Annotated in this window: 14 protein-coding genes and 1 tRNA gene; 7 read left to right on the forward strand and 8 right to left on the reverse strand. The window is 72.0% G+C overall.

The window, feature by feature from the left end; translation table 11 throughout:
* The first annotated feature begins 114 nt into the window (after positions 1-114).
* Complete coding sequence (locus tag ACFYNU_RS05275) at positions 115-2,799, forward strand: glycoside hydrolase family 97 catalytic domain-containing protein (protein ID WP_356586501.1); 2,685 nt, start codon at positions 115-117, stop codon at positions 2,797-2,799.
* Positions 2,800-2,830: 31 nt separating this feature from the next.
* Here the strand turns inward: ACFYNU_RS05275 and ACFYNU_RS05280 are convergent, their stop codons facing one another.
* Positions 2,831-3,115, reverse strand: a complete 285-nt coding sequence (locus ACFYNU_RS05280) for a hypothetical protein (protein WP_356586503.1) — start codon at positions 3,113-3,115, stop codon at positions 2,831-2,833.
* 123 nt (positions 3,116-3,238) lie between these two features.
* On the opposite strand from ACFYNU_RS05280, the gene ACFYNU_RS05285 reads away from it, so the two are divergent.
* Positions 3,239-4,456 carry an FAD-dependent monooxygenase gene (locus ACFYNU_RS05285; protein WP_356586505.1) on the forward strand — a complete coding sequence of 406 codons (1,218 nt, stop codon included), beginning with the start codon at positions 3,239-3,241 and terminating at the stop codon, positions 4,454-4,456.
* A gap of 99 nt (positions 4,457-4,555) precedes the next feature.
* On the opposite strand, the gene ACFYNU_RS05290 is transcribed toward ACFYNU_RS05285, so the two are convergent.
* The 6 genes from ACFYNU_RS05290 to ACFYNU_RS05315 all read right to left on the reverse strand — a co-directional run bounded on the left by ACFYNU_RS05290 (position 4,556) and on the right by ACFYNU_RS05315 (position 12,465).
* The gene (locus ACFYNU_RS05290; RefSeq protein ID WP_356586507.1) at positions 4,556-5,293 is read right to left on the reverse strand and encodes an ABC transporter ATP-binding protein; all 738 of its coding nucleotides are present in this window, start codon (positions 5,291-5,293) and stop codon (positions 4,556-4,558) included.
* A gap of 10 nt (positions 5,294-5,303) precedes the next feature.
* Positions 5,304-6,134 (reverse strand): ABC transporter ATP-binding protein, encoded by an 831-nt coding sequence (locus tag ACFYNU_RS05295; RefSeq protein ID WP_356586509.1) that lies wholly within the window; start codon positions 6,132-6,134, stop codon positions 5,304-5,306.
* Positions 6,131-8,263, reverse strand: a complete 2,133-nt coding sequence (locus tag ACFYNU_RS05300; RefSeq protein WP_356586511.1) for an ABC transporter permease — start codon at positions 8,261-8,263, stop codon at positions 6,131-6,133. Before ACFYNU_RS05300 ends, ACFYNU_RS05295 begins: the two co-directional genes overlap by 4 nt.
* A gap of 2 nt (positions 8,264-8,265) precedes the next feature.
* Positions 8,266-9,471: an ABC transporter substrate-binding protein gene (locus ACFYNU_RS05305; RefSeq protein WP_356586513.1), complete on the reverse strand. Its 1,206-nt coding sequence runs from the start codon at positions 9,469-9,471 to the stop codon at positions 8,266-8,268.
* A gap of 109 nt (positions 9,472-9,580) precedes the next feature.
* Positions 9,581-9,985 (reverse strand): roadblock/LC7 domain-containing protein, encoded by a 405-nt coding sequence (locus ACFYNU_RS05310; protein WP_023538660.1) that lies wholly within the window; start codon positions 9,983-9,985, stop codon positions 9,581-9,583.
* Positions 9,982-12,465, reverse strand: coding sequence for a nitrate- and nitrite sensing domain-containing protein (locus ACFYNU_RS05315; protein ID WP_356586516.1), 2,484 nt, complete (start codon positions 12,463-12,465; stop codon positions 9,982-9,984). The genes ACFYNU_RS05310 and ACFYNU_RS05315 overlap by 4 nt, the downstream gene beginning before the upstream one ends.
* 655 nt (positions 12,466-13,120) lie before the next feature.
* Here ACFYNU_RS05315 and ACFYNU_RS05320 point away from each other — a divergent pair.
* Positions 13,121-13,612: a hypothetical protein gene (locus tag ACFYNU_RS05320; protein ID WP_356586518.1), complete on the forward strand. Its 492-nt coding sequence runs from the start codon at positions 13,121-13,123 to the stop codon at positions 13,610-13,612.
* Positions 13,613-13,734: 122 nt separating this feature from the next.
* Here ACFYNU_RS05320 and ACFYNU_RS05325 read toward each other — a convergent pair.
* Positions 13,735-13,806, reverse strand: a tRNA-Arg gene (locus tag ACFYNU_RS05325).
* Between the two features lie 126 nt (positions 13,807-13,932).
* Between ACFYNU_RS05325 and ACFYNU_RS05330 the strand changes: the two genes are divergently transcribed.
* The 4 genes from ACFYNU_RS05330 to ACFYNU_RS05345 all read left to right on the forward strand — a co-directional run bounded on the left by ACFYNU_RS05330 (position 13,933) and on the right by ACFYNU_RS05345 (position 18,425).
* Positions 13,933-14,427 carry a response regulator gene (locus ACFYNU_RS05330; RefSeq protein WP_356586520.1) on the forward strand — a complete coding sequence of 165 codons (495 nt, stop codon included), beginning with the start codon at positions 13,933-13,935 and terminating at the stop codon, positions 14,425-14,427.
* A 110-nt stretch (positions 14,428-14,537) separates the two neighbouring features.
* Positions 14,538-15,566, forward strand: coding sequence for an ArgS-related anticodon-binding protein NrtL (gene nrtL / locus ACFYNU_RS05335; RefSeq protein WP_356586522.1), 1,029 nt, complete (start codon positions 14,538-14,540; stop codon positions 15,564-15,566).
* 15 nt (positions 15,567-15,581) lie between these two features.
* Positions 15,582-16,973 carry a diaminopimelate decarboxylase gene (gene lysA / locus ACFYNU_RS05340; protein WP_356586524.1) on the forward strand — a complete coding sequence of 464 codons (1,392 nt, stop codon included), beginning with the start codon at positions 15,582-15,584 and terminating at the stop codon, positions 16,971-16,973.
* Between the two features lie 141 nt (positions 16,974-17,114).
* Entirely contained in the window at positions 17,115-18,425 is a 1,311-nt protein-coding gene (locus ACFYNU_RS05345; RefSeq protein WP_356586526.1) for a homoserine dehydrogenase, read from the forward strand.

Here is an 18,425-nt window from a genome sequence, read left to right on the forward strand (position 1 = left end):
GGAATTCCGGTGGACAATCCGGGTCGCGGGCGCTCGTCACGCTCAGCCCAGTCCGCACCAACTCGCGCCCCGTCTTTGCCCGTTGAGCCCGGCTCCGAGTGAGAGGGACAAACGATGACGCACAGCAGACCAGGATCAGCGAACCGGTGGCGTGCCGCCTGTGCGACCGCGCTCGCGGGGGTGCTCTGCCTGGGCACCCCGGCGGTGGCCCAGGGCGACGGCCCCGGCGCCCGGCCCGGCGCCGCCGACTGGACCGTGTCCCGTGGCGGGCCCACCGCCGACGTACGGCTCGACCCCGCCGACGGCACGCTTACCCTCGCCGTACGGGGCGAGGCCCGCACCCTCGTGGAGCCCTCACCCGTCGGCATCGTCACCGAGGACGCCGACCTGACGCGCGGACTGCGCCTGGTGGACCGTCAGGACCGCCGCGTCGCCGAGCGGTACACCACCCTCGTCGGCAAGGAGCGCCGTCGTACCGTCGACATGGCCGAGTCGCGCTTCGCGCTGGAGGGCGCCGGTGGCGCGCGGGTCGACCTGGTCGTACGCGCGGCGGACGACGGGGTCGCGTACCGCTACGTGCTCCCCGGTGGCTCGGGGGCCGTGCTGCGTGAGGCGTCCGGCTTCGTGCTGCCGGGCGACGCGCCCGCCCGGCTGAGTAAGTACTCGGTCAACTACGAGCAGCCGTACGACGGTTCGACCGCCGCCGGGGCCGCGGACGGACAGTACGCCTACCCCGCGCTCTTCCAGGTCGGGGACGACCACGTCCTGCTCTCCGAGGCCGACGTCGACGGCCGCTACCCCGCGAGCAGGCTCACGCACACCCAGGGCGGCGGCCGTTACGACGTCACGCTCGCCGACCCCGCCGTGCCCATGCCCGCCGACGGGCCGCTCGCCACCCCCTGGCGGACCGTGATCGCCGGCGACCTGGCGACGGTGACGGGGTCCACGCTCGTGGACGACCTCGCCCCGCCCTCGCAGATCGCCGACACCTCCTGGATCCGCCCCGGCACGGTCGCGTGGTCCTGGCTCGCCGGATTCGGGGCGGCGCAGCGCAGCCTGGAGACCCAGCAGCGGTTCGTGGACTACGCGGCGGCGCACGGCTGGGAGTACTCCCTGGTGGACGACGGCTGGAACACCACCGACTGGATGCCGCAGCTGATGGAGTACGCCGAACGGCGCGACGTGGGCGTCCTGTTGTGGATGCACTGGACCGATCTCGACACCGCCGCCGAGCGCACCGCCCAGCTCGACAAGGTCAAGAAGTGGGGCGCCGCCGGGCTGAAGATCGACTTCATGGACTCCGACTCCCGCGAACGCATGGGCTGGTACGACGAGATCCTGCGCGCGACGGCCGACCGCGAGCTGATGGTCAACTTCCACGGTTCGACGCTCCCGCACGGCATTCAGCGCACCTGGCCGCATGTCATGACGATGGAGGGCGTGCACGGCGCCGAGCAGGGAGATGTCCGGGCCGACGACATGGCGACACTGCCCTACACCCGCAACGTGGTGGGCTCCATGGACTTCACACCCATGGGTTTCCAGTTCGGGCGGCGCGACAACACCGAGGCCGCCGAACTGGCGCTGTCCGTCGTGTACGAGTCCGGCTTCCAGAACTACGCGGGCAGCGTCGAGGCGTACCGCTCCCGCCCCGAGGTGGCCCGCTTCCTGGAGCAGGTGCCGACCGTCTGGGACGAGAGCCGGCTCGTCGCCGGTGCGCCCGGTGACGGGGCGACCTTCGCGCGCAGGACCGGCGACCGGTGGTTCGTCGGCTCCGTACGGGCGGGCGACGGGGGTACGGAGCGGGTGCCGCTGACGTTCCTGGGAGCCGGGTCGTGGCGGGTCGACACGGTGCGGGACGGCGCGTCCGGTCTGGTCAGGGAGAGCCGTGTGACGGACCGTCAAGATGCGATCACGGTGCCGGTGTTGGCGAACGGCGGCTTCGTCGCACAGATCTGCCGCGCCGTGCCGGGCCGGGGCAGCTGCGACCGGCCGGTGGACACGGTGCCGGCCGGCACCCTGTCCGTCACCCCCGCGAAGGCCGACGCCCGGCCGGGGACGACGGTCGACGTCGAGGCGAGCTTCGTGCTGGACGAGGCGGGCCCCGCCGAGGACGTGACGCTGCGCGCCCGTACCCCCGAGGGCTGGGCGGTCGACGGCGCGGGCGCGACGGCGGACGAACTGGCCGACGGCGCCGCACTCGACGCGTCCTGGCGCGTCACGGTCCCCGCCGACCCGGCGTACGGGACGACGGAGATCCCGGTCACGGTGACCTACCGCGACCCGGACGCCCGCCGGGGCGCGCCGCCGCTGACGGTCGAACGCACCGTCCGTGTCTTCGTCGCGCGCGAAGGCGTCGTATACGTCAGCTCGTTGCCGTTCACCGCCGAGACGAACGGCTGGGGCCCCGTCGAACGCGACCTCTCCAACGGCGAGAACGCCCCGGCGGACGGCGGTCCGCTGCGGCTCGGCGACACGACGTACGACAAGGGACTCGGTGTCCACGCCCGGTCCGAGGTGACGGTCGACCTGAACGGCGCCTACGACCGCTTCACGGCCCAGGCCGGGATCGACGAGGAGAAGCCGGACAAGGGCACGGTGGTCTTCGAGGTCCTCGGCGACGGCCAGGTACTGGCCCGCAGCGGCGTCCTGGGACCGGCGGACGCGCCGTACGCCTTCGACGTCGACGTGAGCGGCGTACGCCAACTGACGCTGCGCGTCACGGACGGCGGCGACGGCATCGACTCGGACCACGCGGACTGGGCGGACGCCCAGCTGAGGGAGAAGCGGGCCGCGTAGTCACCGCGCCGGCCGGGCTTCTGACACTCCGTCAGGGGCTCGGCCGGTCTGTTCTCCCCGGAACTCGCCCCGCCGCGGCGTCGGGGACGAAGACACTCAGCCGGTACGTCGTCGGCAGCACCGTCCGGCCGCACAGCGTGTCCAGCCGGAACATCGAGGGGTCCTTCACCTCATGCGCGGCGATACGGCGGCGGACCTCGGCGCGCCACCGCGCCTCGTCGGCGGTCTCGTAGAGGACCGTCCAGCGGCCCGGCCCCAACTCGGCGGCCGACGAGCGCCGTTCGACGCCCCTTCTGCGCTTCCGCTGTCCCGGCATGTGCCCACCACCGCCAACTCCTGCCCCACCGGCAATCGTAGGGGCGTACGTCACTCGAATAGGATTCCACACCAGGGTCACCACCAGCAGCACCAACAACTTCGACCGAGTGGAGAGTCCGGTATGCGTGGAGGCAGCGTCGCCGTCATCGGCGGCAGCATCGCGGGATGTGCCACAGCCCTGGCCGTGTCCCGCGGCGGAGCCGAGAAGGTCACCGTCTTCGAACGGGCCGACGCCGAACTCCGCGACAGAGGCGTCGGGATAGCTCTCCACGGTGACCGGTACACCGAACTGGAGAGCGCCGGATATGTGGCCCCCGAGATGCCATGGGCGCCGCTGACCCACCGGGTGTGGACCGTACGGGACGGCGAGTCCGAGTACGGACGCGGCATCGCCGCGCAGAACTTCCCGTTCCGCGCCTACAACTGGGGCTCCCTGTGGAGCGAGTTGCGGCGACGGGTGCCCGAAGAGGTCACCTACCGCTCGGGAGCGCTCGTCACCGCCGTGGAGCCCGACTCCGACGGCGTGACCGTCCAACTCGCCGGCGGAGAGCGGGAACGCTTCGACGCCGTCGTCGGCGCCGACGGCTACCGCTCCGTCGTACGCGACGCCATGTTCCCCGGCCTCGACGCCACGTACGCCGGCTACATCGGCTGGCGCGGCACCTCCGCCGACGTCGCCGACCTCCCCCAGGACGGCAAGGAAGCGCACAACGTCGCCTTCCCCGGCGGCCACTGCATGATCTACCGCATCCCGGACGGCTTCGGCGGCCACCGGCTCAACTGGGTCCTCTACACCGCCCCGCCCGAGTCCGAGGACCTGCACCCGGACCTGCGGACCCCGACCTCGCTGCCGCCCGGCAGGCTCAACTCGGCGCTCACCGACCACCTCCGGGCCCTGGTCGCCGACAACTTCCCGCCCTTCTGGGCGGCCAAGGTGCTGCGTACGCCGCCCGAGACCACGTTCATCCAGCCCATCTACGACCTGGAGGTGCCGCACTACACCTCGGGCCGGATGCTGCTCGTCGGCGACGCCGCCAGCGTCGCCCGGCCGCACATCGGCGGCGGCAGCGTGAAGGCCCTCCAGGACGCCAGCGCCCTGGAGGCCGCCGCGGTGGCCGGGGGCAGCTGGAAGGAGATCCTGGAGGCGTACGACATGAGCCGTGGCCCCGTCGGCGCGGCCATGGTCGCGCTCGCCCGCAGGATGGGCGCCGCGCAGGTGGAGAACACGCCGGACTGGAGCGCCATGGACAAGGCGGAGTTCGACGGGTGGTGGCAGGACCAGAACAGCGGCTCCGACCGCAACAGCGGCTTCGGCGGACACAGCATGAAGCGCCCGTAAGTGCCGTGACGGTAGGCGCTGTGACAGCGCGCCGGGCCGACCGCCTCCGCGGCCGGCCCGGCGAAACGGTTCAGCGCGGCGCCCCGCCGTGCACCGGACTCAGCGCGCGGCGGACCGCACCGGCGCCAGCTCCAGCGCCTCGTGCAGGGCACTGGGATCCTTGCGGGCGTCCGCCCCGTCCACCTGGAGCGTCACCCGCCCCGACGTGAGAACCGTGACCGTACGGGCGCACTCGGCCGCCTGCGCGGGACTCGGCGACACCAGCAGCACACCGATGCCCTCCTCCGCCAGCGTGCCGACCAACGCGTAGATCTGCTTGGCCAGTCCGGGCGCCAGCCCCTCCGTGGGCTCGTCCAGCAGCAGCACACTCGGCGAGCCGAGCAGCGCGCGCGCCAGGGCGAGCATCTGCTGCTCGCCGCCGGACAGATCGGTGCCCCGGTTGCCCCGGCGCTCGCCCAGCCGGGGCAGCAGCTCCAGGACCCGCGCCGGGGTCCACTCGCTGGGGCGGGTCGCGTCGCCACGGCCCGGGGGCCGGTGGGAGAGCCGCAGATGCTCCGCGACGGTGAGTCCGGCGAAGACCCGGCGGCCCTGCGGTACGAGCCCGATACCGGCGCGCGCCACCGTGTGCGCGGGCTGCCCGGTGATGTCGCGGCCGTTCAGCCGCACCGATCCGGCGGAGGGGCGGATGAAGCCCGCCACGGTGTGGACGAGCGTGGTCTTGCCCGCCCCGTTGTGGCCCACGATCGCGTGGACGGAGCCGGCGGGGACGGTCAGGTCGAGGTCGTGCAGGACGGTGCCGCCGTGATAGCCCGCCGTCAGGCCGGTGAGTTCCAGCATCGGTGGTCGGTCACCCTCTCGCTTCCGCGGTGTCACGTACGGTCGTGCCGGGTACGGCGCCGCTCCCGCCGCCACCGGTGGCACTCGTGGCGTGGTACGCGTCGCGGACCTCCGGATGGGCGAGCGCCTCCGCCGTGGGCCCGGTGATCAGGACCCGGCCCGCCGCCAACACGGTCACCGTTTCCGCGAGTTCGGCGACGACCTCGACATGGTGCTCCACCAGGATGATGGCGACGCTGTCCGGGAGACCGCCCAGGATCGAGAGCAGCCGGCCGATGTCGCCGTCCGTCAGACCGGCCGCGGGCTCGTCCAGCAGCAGCAGCCTCGGGTCGCCCGCGAGGGCCGCCGCGAGGTCGAGCATGCGCCGCTGACCGTGCGACAGGTCGGCGGCCGGCCTGCGGGCGGAGTCGGCGAGGCCGACGGCCTCCAGATGGCGGGCGGCGGACTCCGCGTGCTGCCGGTAGCGGGACGGCCGCCGCCACGCGCCCCGGCGCAGCGGATGGTGCAGCCAGCCCGCCAGCACGATGTTGTCCAGGACCGACAACTCGCCGATGACGGACGGCTGCTGGAAGCTGCGGGCGATCCCGAGGCGGCTGCGTCTGGCGGTGGCCGTACGGGTGATGTCGGCGCCGCCCAGGGCGATGGTGCCGTGGTCGGGGCGGTCGGTACCGGCGATCAGGTTCAACAGGGTGGTCTTGCCCGCGCCGTTGGGCCCGATGACGGCGTGCCGCGCCCCGGCGGGGAGCCGGAGACTGACATCGTCGACGGCGGTGAGGCTCCCGTAGCGCCGGGTGAGGTTCTTCAGATCCAGTACGTCCGGCACATCCGGTACGGCTGTCATGGGGCGACCTTCCCGGCCGGAACGCGTGCGTGGTCGGGCGGGAGTCCGGCGCCCTTGGCGGGGCCCCGCGTACCGGGCCCGCCGCGCAGCCCGGCCAGCCCGCGCGGCAGCAGATAGACGGCGGCGACGAACAGCGCGCCGAGCAGCAGCGGCCCGTGACCCGGCCACGAACTGGCCACCCAGTCACGGGTGAAGACGATGAGACCGGCACCGAGCAGACCGCCGATCACCGACGTGCTGCCGCCGATCACGGCCGCCAGCAGCGCGAACGCCGCGATCTCGAAGCCGACGTCGGCGGGGGAGAGGTACTGCTGGACCGTGACCATCAGCGAACCGCCGATCCCGGCCAGCGCACCGGCGCCGATGTGCGCCATGAAGAGATAGCGCCCCACCGGGTGGCCGGACGCCCGCATCCGCGCCTCGGCGTTACGGCTGCCGGTCAGCAGCTTTCCGGCGGGGGAGCGCAGCACGGCCAGCGTGACGACGACGGCGACGACCGCGACGGCGAGCGCGTAGTTGTAGACCTGGCTCTCGTCGATCATCCCCTCCCCGCCCCACAGCGCCTGCGTGGGCGGGAAGCCGACGAGACCGTCGGCGCCGCCGGTGACGGACTTCATCTGGTTGATGGCGGCGCTGGCCAGCTCACCGATGGCGAGCGTGATCATCAGGACCGTGGTGCCCCGGGCCCGGATCACCGCCGGCCCCGTCACGACGGAGAACAGCGCGGCGGCGATCGCCGCGACGACGATCTGCACCGGGCCGACCGTCCAGCCCGCGTCGGCGAGATTCGCGGTGGCGTACGCGCCGACGGCGAACGGCGCGGTCTGGCCCAGGGTGGGCAGCCCGGCGTAGCCGGTCAGGATGGTGACGCTGACGGCGAGCAGCCCGAGGGCGAGCGCGGAGCCCGCCAGCGAGATGCTGTACGCGTCGAGCAGCGTCGGCAGGGCGATGAGTACGCCCAGCAGGATGAGCAGCGGCGCGGCCCGGCGGCCCCGCGAGGCGAGCGTGCTCTCGTCGGGTCCGCCGCGCAGCAGCCGCGCCAACGGCCCGCCGCGCCCGGCGGGCCGGACGGGCGGCGCCTTGACGGCCGCGGAGCCCTTGACGGCGGTGGAGTCCTTGACGGTCGCGGAGTCCGTGACGGCGGCGGAATCCGTGACGGCGGCGGCCGGAGCCGCGCCCCGCCCGCGCGCGCCGAACGACGCGGACAGCCGCCGCCGTAGCCAGGTCACCGGGTCCGAGCCCGCGTCCTCGCCCCCGTGCCCGGCCGTCGCCGGCTCGGTGAACTGGGACCGCAGGATCAGTACGGCGGCCATGGCCGCGAACAGCAGGTACGGCGCCCAGTCCGGTGCCAGCGAGACACCGAGCGTCTGCACCTCACCGACGGCGATCGCCGCGAAGAACGTCATCCACAGCGACCGCAGCCCGCCGAGCACGACCACCACGAGCGACAGCATCAGGACCGTGTCGGCCGTGCCGGCCCCCGGCCCGATGATGGGCGCGCCCAGCACCCCGGCGGCCCCGGCCAGCGCTCCCGCGGCGGCCAGGACCCCGGTGTGCACGGCGCGCGGGCTGTGCCCGGTGGTGGCCAGCATCTGCGGGTCGTCGGCGGAGGCGCGTACGGCCGCCCCCACCCGGGTGCGGGTGAGCACCCACGTACCGAACGCCGCGAGCAGCACGGCCATCAGGATGAAGCAGAGCCGGTACGCGGGGTACCGGTGGCCCAGCAGCGTCACCGAGGAGTCGAGCGCCTCGGGGACGCGTACCGGTAGTTCGTCGGCCCCGAAGAACTCGATGAGCAGATTGCCACCGATCAGGGCCAGTCCGAACGTGAGCAGTGCCTGCGCGAGATGCCCACGACGGGCCAGGGGGATCGTGGCCGCGGACAGACCGGCCCCGGCGGCGGCTGCCGCGGCGGTGCCGGCCGCGAGCCCGACGGCGAGTCCGCCCCAGGTCCCGTCACTCAACTCGGCGCCGGTGTAGGCACCGATCGCGTACAGCGTGCCGTGCGAGAGGTTCAGCACGCCCGCGGTGCCGAAGGCGAGACTCAGGCCGGCGGCGACGACGAACAGCAGCAGCCCGTAGGCCACGCCGTCGACCGCCGGCACGAGGTGGGCATCAAGGAGATTCATGCTCAGCTGCCGAGTGTCGCCAGGTCCTGGACCATGACGTTGGCCAGCTGGTCACCGTCCTTGCGCACCTGGCGCAGGTACCACTGCTGCACCGGCGAGTGCGCCTTGTCGCCGAACTCCCAGGAGCCGCGCGGGCTGTCGATCTGGCCGAGTCCGCCGATGGCGGTGTTGATCGTCTCGGGCGTGACCTCGCCCTTCTCGGCGGCGTCCGCGATCGCCTGGTCCAGCACGGCGGCGGCGTCGTACGAGGCCATCGCGTAGGTCGTCGGCTGGGTGTCGTGCTTGGCGGTCCAGTCGGCGGCGAACTTGCGGTTGGCCTCGTTGTCGAGGTCGGCCGCGTAGTTCAGGACCGAGTAGACGTCCTTGGCCGCGTCGCCCTGCGCCTGGAGCACACTGCCCTCGGTCACGAAGGCCGTGTACAGCGGGATGTCGGCGACGTCGGACTGCGCGTACTGCTTGGCGAAGTCGATCGCGGCCTTGCCCGCGTAGAAGCAGTACACCGCCTTGGCGTCAGTCTTGGCGATGTCGGCGAAGTACGGCATGAAGTTCGTGGTCTTCGGGAACGGCGTCCACTTGGTCTTGCCGTCCGGGTTGGCGAGCTCGCCGCCGACCTTCTTGAACTCGTCGGTGAAACCGCGCAGTTCGTCGTAGCCACCCTGGTAGTCCGGGCCGATCGCGTAGACCGGGCCGTCCACCTTCTCCTTGATGTACGGGGCGATGGCCTTGCCCGGCTCGTCGGAGAGGAAGCTCGTCGTCCAGACGTACTTCATGTCCTTGACCGGCGGGCGGGCGTTCGAGCCGAGCAGCGGGATCTTGGCCTGGTTGATCAGCGGCAGCACCGCGTTGACCGAACCACCGCCGACGAGACCGGTCAGCGCGTCGACCTTGTCCTTCTTGATGAGCTTGGTGGCCGCGGGGACCGCGGTGGGCGGACCGTCGCCCTCGTCCGCGACGACCAGCTCGACCTCACGGCCGCCCAGCTTGTTGTCGTGGGTCGCCAGATACAGCTCGAAGCCCTTCCGCAGCTCCGTGCCGACCGGCTCGTACGTGCCTGACAGCGAAGCCACCAGGCCGACCTTCACGGTGTCGTCGCCGGCGCCGCTGTCGCTGCTGCACCCGGTGACGGCTGCCAGGCCGAGTGCGACGGCGGCTGCGCCGACCGGCCGGACTCTGCGGCGGCCTCGCGGGAGGGATATGTCGAAGAACATGAGGGCTCTCATCGGGAGGAAGTGAAAAACGGACGGAACGGACGAGCGGGAACTGCACGTGCACGAACGGCAAACGAACCGAACGGTGGGGCGTGGTACGACCCGGACGTCAGCGCGAGGGCTGCGCGTTCGCGTCGCGGACCTGGGGAGTCAAGGAGTCGCCGACCTGGTTGATCAGCTCGGACATCATGTAGCTGACCTCACCGATGTCCGCGTCCCTGGTGGTCGTCACCAGCAGCGAGGCGCCGCTGGAGACCGCCATCGAGAACATGTAGCCGCCCTCCATGGCGGTCAGGCTGTGCTCGACGGGGTCGGTGTTGGTCAACTGGGCCGCTGCGGAGAGCAGGTTGACGACACCCGACGCGATGGCGGCCAGCCGGTCGGCGTCGTCCCGCTCCACCCCCGTGTAGGCCAGCGCGAGGCCGTCCACGGACACGGCTATGGCCTGGGTGACCTCTGGAATACGTCCGGCGAAGCCGCTCAGGATCCAGCTGAGGTCGTTGGGTGACGTCATTTCTTGCTCCGTTGGGTGTCGTCGTCGGTGGCGGAGCGCCCGCGGTGGCTCGTGCTCCTGTTGATCCCCTGTGCGTAGGCCGCGAGGACGTCAGAGACCTGACGCGAGTCCCGGCGGCGGGGCGACGGTTTGGGGGCGGCGCCGGATCGCTGGTCGGCGCCGTCGCGTTTGCCCAAGGTGGGCCACTGCTTGGGCGTGTTGCGCTGCCGCAGCGGAAGTCCCGAGGAACTGACCCCGGCGATACGGGAGACAGGCTCGGCGTGGACGGGGTGCTGGGAAGGCGCGGTGGCGCCGGCGCGGTCGTCGCTCCGGGGGCTCGGCGATTCCTGCGCGCCGCCGGACCCGTTGGAACCGGTCGAACCGCCCGCCCCCGCCGATCCGTTGGACCCCTGGGGGCCCGCCCCGCCCGGGTTGTAGTCGCCGGCCTCGGCGGCGTCGCCGTTGCTGCCGATGCCGCCCCGGCCGGCCGGGGCGCCCGCCCCGGCGGTCGTACGGCGGCCGAGCTGACCGGGCCCGGTGATCGGGCGCGGTGTCTCGTACCGTACGCCGGGACGCTCACCGAGCGAGCCCTGCGCGGGCGGTGTGGTCTCCTGCGGGGCCGCGGCCAGTACGTTCGCCGGGAGGGTGACCTCGGCGATGGTGCCCGGACCCGAGGAGTCCCGCAGCTCGACCACGATGCCGTGCCGGGCGGCGAGCCGCGCGACCACGTGCAGACCCATGGAACGCACGTCGCCGATACCGGACTTCGGCTCCAGCAGGCCCTTGTTGAGGTTGGCGCGGCGCTCGGCGGTGATACCCACGCCCTCGTCGACTATCTGGACGACGGCCCGGTCCCACAGCCGCCAGACCGCGACCCCGACCTGCTTGTCCGGGGGCGAGAAGCGCGTCGCGTTGTCGAGGAGTTCGGCCAGGATGTGCGCGACGTCATGGACGACGCGCGCGGCTATGCCGATGCCCGACTCGATGACTCCGAGGGAGACCCGGTCGAAACGCTCGATCTGCTGCGCGGCGGCCACGATCACCGTCGAGCAGGAGATGTCCGCCGACCGGACCCGGCCGTGCCCGTAACCACCCAGCACCAGCAGGTTGTTGGTGTTGCGCTCCATGCGGATCGCGAGGTGGTCGAGCGCGAACAGCGTCTTCATACGCTCGGGGTCGGCCTCGTCGCGCTGCACCGTGTCCAGCTCGGACACCATGACGGTGGTCAACTGGGCGCCCCTGCGGGCGACACCGACCAGCGTCTCGGCGAACTGCTCGTGGATGTGCGCCTGTTGCGCCGCGAGTCGTACGGCCTCGTGGTGGACGGCGTTGAACGCCTCACCGACCTCGCCGATCTCGTCGAGGCCGGTGGTCTTGACCGGGTTGCCCGACCGCTCGGCGACCTGCTCGGGGGTGGCGCCGCTGAGCGCGCCGGGCTGGGACAGCTCCGTCATCACCCGCGGCAGACCCGTGTGGGCCACCTCGTGGGCGGCGTTGCGCAGATCCCGCAGCCGGCGGATCATCACGCGGCCGAGCCGGATGGCGACGACGACCGCGCCGACCAGGGTGAGCAGCACCAGCGCCACCTCGGCGCCGGCCACCCACGCGAGCGTGGTGCGCGTGTCGGTGACGGTCTTGAGCACCGACGCGTCGATCCGGCTCTCGACCGAGCGGAGCAGGGTCAGCCGGTCGGCCGTCGCCTTCTGCCATTCCTCCGGCTCGACGGTGAGTTCCTCGTCCGGCGCCGTACGGCTGACCGTGTCCTCAAGCCGGCGCGCCTCCAGGGCCTTCGGGCCGGAGAGGGTGCGCTCCAGCCAGGTCCGCCACTGCTGCGGTCCGAGGTCGAAGAGGGAGCCGGTCGCTTCGGTGTAGCCGAGCCTGGTGGCGTCGAAGGTCCGCTTGGAAGCCTCGGTGAAACCGCCCGTGGCCTGAGCCTTCATCACCGCGACCTGCTGCTGGCCCATGTGCTCGGAGGCCCGCGAGAGCGCGGCGGCGGCGCGGATCCGGTCAGCGACGTCGGCGTCGACACCGTCGGCCTGGGCGATACCGTCGCGGTAGTCGATCAGGTCGGCGATCACGATCCGGTAGCCGAACGTCAGCGCCGTGACGGTGCTTCCTCCGGAGCGCACCTGGGCGCGCAGCGAGGGCATCTCGTCGATGAAGCGGTCGATCCGGTCGAGCGCGCGCTGCGCGTTGCCCGGCACGGACGACAACCGACCGAGCTGGGACCGGAATTCGGCGACACTCTTGTCTGTCGCACTGGATGTTTCGCGGAACGCTTCGGGATCTCCCTGGGTGGAGACGAGCGCGGTCGCTGCCGCCCGCTCACGCTGGAGATGGTGGGTCAACTCGCTGACGGACGAGGCGACATCGACCATGGCCGTGAGCCGGTTGGCCTGGAGCGCCTGTTGGGTCGCGGGGGCGAGGGCCAGTACCGCGAAGGTGACGGCCACTACGAGCGGCACGGTGACCAGCAGGACGAGGCGACGATTGATTTTCACTGCGCGGCTCCATCGCCGGAACCGGTGCTGAGTATCGGTGACACGCAGATACCTATTAACGGGTTGGGGGGTGTCGGTGGGGATCGCGAGTAGATCGTGTGCAACGTTACGGAAGGGACTGGCGAGGCCCCCGTGGCGCGGCTTGATCCTATGCCGTAGCACCTCACTACGGATGCGTACATCCTCGAAAAATGCAGGTGTCCAACCAGCCACGAACGATCCAACTCGGCCATTTCCAACGACACAAGCCCCACGCGGAACCGTAAGCGGAATCACCAAATCGTTTCATCCTCACCATATCTGACCTGCCCTTAGTTGCCTCAGGCACCTCCCTTCAGCCGGGCACCGGAACGCCCCGGCGGGATGCTTCGGCGTGTCGACTTGACTGGGGCCGAGGCAGTCAGAATGTCGTTAGGGACGAGTGCGCCCCCGGAGTTGAACAGGCCTGCCACGGACGGCATTTCGGTCATAAACGCCCACCGCGCATGGCGGTCGCGGGCGGCTTCCCGCGTTGGTTGGCCTCCGTCAGGGGCCCGTTCGAGCGGGACTCGTCCGCATGGATGAGGGGGAACCGCGGGATGAGTACGGAACCGGAAGCCGACAACGACGACGAGCCAACGCCGTCCCTGACCGAGCGCATCCCCGGGACAAGCCGATGAGCGGTGCCGCCCGGCCGCCGGGAGGCCGGTGTGGGCTGCTGGCCGTCGGCGTGGTGCTGGGTGTGGTGGTGTCGTCGGTCGGCGGTTGTTCGGAGGGGGGCGGGCGGTGCGGTCCCCGTCCGGTCGGGGATGTCTTCAGGAAGGATCTGTACGGGACTTACTCGGGTCCCCACGGCGCCCGCCTCGCGCTGCGCGACAACGGAGACAACACAGTTGGTTTCACGGCGACCGACTGGCCGGTGACCGGCGATCCGGAGATTCTGGAGACGAAGCCCGCCGCCTTCGACGGTGACGGCACCTGGCGGATCGAGGGTGGTTCGGGCGGGGGCGATGGCGTCGGGCTTCAGTTCGACGGGGAACCACCGGAGCGCGCCGGGCTGCCGGTCGAGCGGCTTCAGGTCGGCGAGAGGGACGGCCGCGTCGTGCTGTTCGACCAGCTCGGTGATCCCGACGTGTGCCGGGTGTTCGAACTGACCCGGTCGTCGTGACGGACCCAAGCGGAACCGGCGGCCGAAGTCCGTGGCGCGCCACGCGCGTTGGGAATCGGCGCACGGTGACGCAAAGAAGGCCCTGACCGGCATTTCTGCTGGTCAGAGCCTTGTTCCGGAAGTGCCCCCGGCAGGATTCGAACCTGCGCACCCGGCTCCGGAGGCCGATGCTCTATCCCCTGAGCTACGGGGGCGTATCGCCGTGAATATCTTGGCGACGGGTGAAACCTTACCAGCCCCGACAGGGTCGTCGTGAACAGGTATTTGGCGAGCGCCGCGCGGCCGGCCCGTCCCCGGTGGTCCCTCGCGCGGGGGGAGAAGTGGGGAAAACCCGGACGCGGCCCGGGAGGCCGACCTACTCTCAAGCTGTGTCAGGCGCGTCAGGCCGGGTGCTCGTTGTCGACGACAACAGGGTCATCCGGCAGTTGATCAGGGTCAACCTGGAGCTGGAGGGCTTCGAGGTCGTGACCGCGGCCGATGGTGCCGAGTGTCTGGACGTCGTTCACCAGGTCGAGCCCGATGTGATCACCCTCGACGTCGTCATGCCGCGCCTCGACGGCATCCGCACCGCCGCTCGGCTGCGGGCCGATCCGGCGACCTCGCACCTGCCCGTGGCGATCATCAGCGCCTGTACGCGGCACGAGGTGGAGACCGGAATGGTCGCCGGGGTGGACGCCTTCCTCGCCAAGCCCTTCGAGCCGTCCGAGTTGGTCAGGGTCGTACGCCAGCTGATGCGCCGGGAGGGCCCGCCGTCCGTGGACGGCAGGCATGGGGCCGGGCGTGCGGGAAGCACGCCCGGAAGCGCACGAGGCTGAGCGGGCGACGCGAGCCCCGCCGGACCCACGGGACCCACCGGCCCCGGGGAGCCGCCCATATCGCGAAACCGGTTCGCGAAGACGCCCCCCTCCTCCCATACGCTGGTGCCGTGACCCCCGCCGACCTCTCCCGAACCGTGCTGCGCGCCGTGCGCCGCGCGGTCGACGGGGGCGTGCTGGCCGGGCCCGTACCGGACAGCGTCCAGGTGGCGCGCCCCGGCCCCGGCGGCAGCGGCGACTACGCGACCTCCGTGGCGCTCCGGCTCGCGGGCCCCGCCCGCCGCAGCCCCCGCGACGTCGCGGAGATCCTGCGCACCGAGATCCTGCGGGCCGCCCCGGACCTGAGCCGCGTCGACGTCACCGGGCCGGGTTTCCTGAACTTCACCCTCACCCCCGGCAGCCGCGCCGACCTCGTCCGCGCCGTCCTCGACGCCGGGATCCGGTACGGGCACGGGGACACCCTCGCCGGCACCACCGTGGTCCTCGCCCCCGCCGACGAGCCGCGCGCCGCCGTCTGGGCCGAGACCGTCGTACGGCTGCTGCGCGCGCAGGGAGCCGACGCCCGCACGGACGGCAACGGCAACGGCAACGGCGACGGCGACGGCGACGGCGCGGAGCGGGTCACCGTACGCCCGGTGCCCACCCCCCTCGCGGCGGACCTCTTCGCCCGCCTCGGGCCCGACGCCGCCCGCTGGGGCCTGCTGCGGCCCGCCGCCCACGACCTGCCCCGCACGGGCGACGACCTCCTCGTCCAGCACGAGAGCAACGCCCTGTTCACGGTGCGCTACGCCCACGCCCGTACCCGCGCCCTCGTCCGCAACGGCGCCGCCCTCGGCGTGCCGGCGAGCGGCGGTCACCCGGACGAAGCCGGCGCGCGCCCGCTCATCGACAGCATCGGCGACCACCCCGGCGTACTCGCCGCCGCCGCCCGCCATCGCGCCCCCGACCGGGTCGCCCGCCATCTCGAACGCACAGCGGAGGCGTTCCTGCACTTCCAGGAGACGTGCCGCCCGCTGCCCGCCGGCGACGAGAAACCCTCGGCCGCCCACCGTTCCCGGCTCGCACTCGCCGAAGCCGCCGGGACGGTGCTGGCCGGTGGCCTGACCCTCCTCGGCATCGACGCGCCCGAACATCTCTGAGAGAGCCACAAGACCATGAGCCGTTCCGCCCACCCCGCCGGGCCCCGCTACGCCGACGTGCACACCGAGGGCCACTACTCCCCGCCGCCCGCCGACCTCAACGTGCTGGACGACAAGATCTGGTCGCGTACGGTCCGCCGCGACGAGGACGGTGTCGCCACCGTCGCCGGTCTGCCGGTCACCCGCCTCGCCGAGGAGTTCGGCACCCCCGCGTACTTCCTCGACGAGGCCGACTTCCGGGCTCGCTGCCGCGCCTGGACCGACGCCTTCGGCAAGGACGCCGACGTCTTCTACGCGGGCAAGGCCTTCCTGTCGCGCGCCGTCGTCCACTGGCTCAAGGAGGAGGGGCTCAACCTCGACGTCTGCTCCGGCGGCGAGCTGGCCACCGCGCTCGACGCCGGCATGCCGCCCGAGCGCATCGCGCTGCACGGCAACAACAAGTCCGTGGCGGAGATCGAGCGCGCCGTCTCCGCGGGCGTCGGACGCATCGTCCTCGACTCGTTCCAGGAGATGGTGCGCGTCGCGCACATCGCGCAGAGCCTCGGCCGCGTCCAGCCCGTGCAGATCCGCGTCACCGTCGGCGTCGAGGCACACACCCACGAGTTCATCGCCACCGCCCACGAGGACCAGAAGTTCGGCATCGCGCTGGCCGACGGCCAGGCCGCCGAGGCCGTCCGCCGGGCGCTGCGGCTCGACGGCATCGAACTCATCGGAATCCACTCGCACATCGGCTCGCAGATCTTCGACATGGCGGGCTTCGAGGTCTCCGCGCGCCGCGTCGTCGAGCTGCTGGCCGAGGTCCGCGACGAACACGGCGTCGAACTCCCGGAGATCGACCTCGGCGGCGGCCTCGGTATCGCGTACACCCCCGAGGACGACCCGCGCGAGCCGCACGAGATCGCCAAGTCCCTGACCGCGATCGTCACCCGCGAGTGCGAGTCCGCCGGACTGCGCACCCCCCGGATCTCCGTCGAGCCCGGCCGCGCGATCGTCGGCCCGACCGCCTTCACGCTGTACGAGGTCGGCACCGTCAAGCCGCTGCCGGGGCTCCGGACGTATGTGAGCGTCGACGGCGGCATGTCGGACAACATCCGCACCGCGCTGTACGACGCCGAGTACAGCGTCGCGCTCGTCTCCCGCCGCTCCGACGCCGAGCCGATGCTGTCCCGCGTCGTCGGCAAGCACTGCGAGAGCGGCGACATCGTCGTACGCGACGCGTTCCTGCCCGCCGACCTGGCGCCGGGCGACCTGATCGCGGTGCCCGCCACCGGCGCGTACTGCCGCTCGATGGCGAGCAACTACAACCACGCGCTGCGCCCGCCCGTCGTCGCCGTCAAGGACGGCGGGGCACGGGTGATCGTCCGGCGTGAGACGGAGGAGGATCTCCTGCGGCTCGACGTCGGTTAGGCGCCCGGCAGGCACCGGGTGGGCACCCGCCAGGCACCCGGAAAAACTGAGATAGACGTCTCGCATGACGGACGGAGGGGTGAAACTTCCGTCCGGTGCGTGAGACTGGTCCACATTGCTGAGTGAAGGAATCGAGGTCGCATGATGCGTACGCGTCCGCTGAAGGTGGCGCTGCTGGGCTGTGGGGTTGTCGGCTCAGAGGTGGCGCGCATCATGACGACGCACGCCGACGACCTGGCCGCGCGGATCGGCGCCCCCCTGGAACTCGCCGGGGTCGCCGTCCGCCGCCCGTCCAAGGTGCGCGAGGGCATCGATCCCGCGCTGATCACCACGGACGCGACCGCGCTGGTCAAACGCGGCGACATCGACGTCGTGGTCGAGGTCATCGGCGGCATCGAGCCCGCCCGCACACTGATCACCACCGCCTTCGAGCACGGCGCGTCCGTCGTCTCGGCCAACAAGGCGCTGCTCGCCGAGGACGGCGCGACGCTCTTCGCGGCGGCCGAGAAACACGGCAAGGACCTCTACTACGAGGCCGCCGTCGCCGGCGCCATCCCGCTGCTGCGCCCGCTGCGCGAATCCCTCGCGGGCGACAAGGTCAACCGGGTGCTCGGCATCGTCAACGGCACCACGAACTTCATCCTCGACCGGATGGACTCCTCCGGCGCCGGCTACTCGGAGGCGCTGGACGAGGCGACGGCGCTCGGTTACGCGGAGGCCGACCCGACCGCCGACGTCGAGGGCTTCGACGCCGCCGCCAAGGCCGCGATCCTCGCCGGGATCGCCTTCCACACCCGCGTACGCCTCGACGACGTCCACCGCGAGGGACTGACCGAGGTCACCTCCGCCGACATCGCCTCCGCGCGGCGCATGGGCTGCACCGTCAAGCTCCTGGCCATCTGCGAGCGCGCCGCCGACGGCAAGTCGGTCACCGCCCGCGTGCACCCGGCGATGATCCCGCTGAGCCACCCGCTCGCCTCCGTGCGCGAGGCGTACAACGCGGTCTTCGTGGAGGCCGAGGCGGCCGGTCAGCTGATGTTCTACGGCCCCGGCGCGGGCGGCGCGCCCACCGCGTCCGCCGTGCTCGGCGACCTCGTCGCGGTGTGCCGCAACCGGCTCGGCGGGTCGACGGGGCCCGGCGAGTCCGCGTACACACGGCTGCCCGTCAGCTCGATGGCCGAGGTCGTCACGCGCTACCACATCAGCCTCGACGTGGCCGACAAGCCGGGCGTACTGGCCCAGGTCGCCACGGTCTTCGCCGAGCACGACGTGTCGATCGACACCGTGCGCCAGCAGGGCCGGCTGGACAGTGAAGGACTCGGCGGCGAGGCATCTCTCGTCGTCGTCACCCACCGCGCGCCCGACGCCGCCCTCTCGGGGACCGTCGAAGCGCTGCGCAAGCTCGACACCGTGCGCGGTGTCGCCAGCATCATGCGTGTTGAAGGGGAGTAA

Origin of the sequence: Streptomyces sp. NPDC006643, from assembly GCF_042870175.1 — a bacterium.
Taxonomy (GTDB): Bacteria; Actinomycetota; Actinomycetes; order Streptomycetales; family Streptomycetaceae; genus Streptomyces.

What these genes read in the sequence shown, in the direction of transcription:
- ACFYNU_RS05345 (WP_356586526.1), top strand. Translation starts at nt 17,115, where the DNA reads ATGATGCGTACGCGTCCGCTGAAGGTGGCGCTGCTGGGCTGTGGGGTT.
- ACFYNU_RS05310 (WP_023538660.1), bottom strand. Translation starts at nt 9,985, where the DNA reads ATGACGTCACCCAACGACCTCAGCTGGATCCTGAGCGGCTTCGCCGGA.
- ACFYNU_RS05300 (WP_356586511.1), bottom strand. Translation starts at nt 8,263, where the DNA reads ATGAATCTCCTTGATGCCCACCTCGTGCCGGCGGTCGACGGCGTGGCC.
- ACFYNU_RS05305 (WP_356586513.1), bottom strand. Translation starts at nt 9,471, where the DNA reads ATGTTCTTCGACATATCCCTCCCGCGAGGCCGCCGCAGAGTCCGGCCG.
- ACFYNU_RS05290 (WP_356586507.1), bottom strand. Translation starts at nt 5,293, where the DNA reads ATGCTGGAACTCACCGGCCTGACGGCGGGCTATCACGGCGGCACCGTC.
- ACFYNU_RS05280 (WP_356586503.1), bottom strand. Translation starts at nt 3,115, where the DNA reads ATGCCGGGACAGCGGAAGCGCAGAAGGGGCGTCGAACGGCGCTCGTCG.
- ACFYNU_RS05295 (WP_356586509.1), bottom strand. Translation starts at nt 6,134, where the DNA reads ATGACAGCCGTACCGGATGTGCCGGACGTACTGGATCTGAAGAACCTC.
- lysA (WP_356586524.1), top strand. Translation starts at nt 15,582, where the DNA reads ATGAGCCGTTCCGCCCACCCCGCCGGGCCCCGCTACGCCGACGTGCAC.
- ACFYNU_RS05275 (WP_356586501.1), top strand. Translation starts at nt 115, where the DNA reads ATGACGCACAGCAGACCAGGATCAGCGAACCGGTGGCGTGCCGCCTGT.
- ACFYNU_RS05285 (WP_356586505.1), top strand. Translation starts at nt 3,239, where the DNA reads ATGCGTGGAGGCAGCGTCGCCGTCATCGGCGGCAGCATCGCGGGATGT.
- ACFYNU_RS05320 (WP_356586518.1), top strand. Translation starts at nt 13,121, where the DNA reads ATGAGCGGTGCCGCCCGGCCGCCGGGAGGCCGGTGTGGGCTGCTGGCC.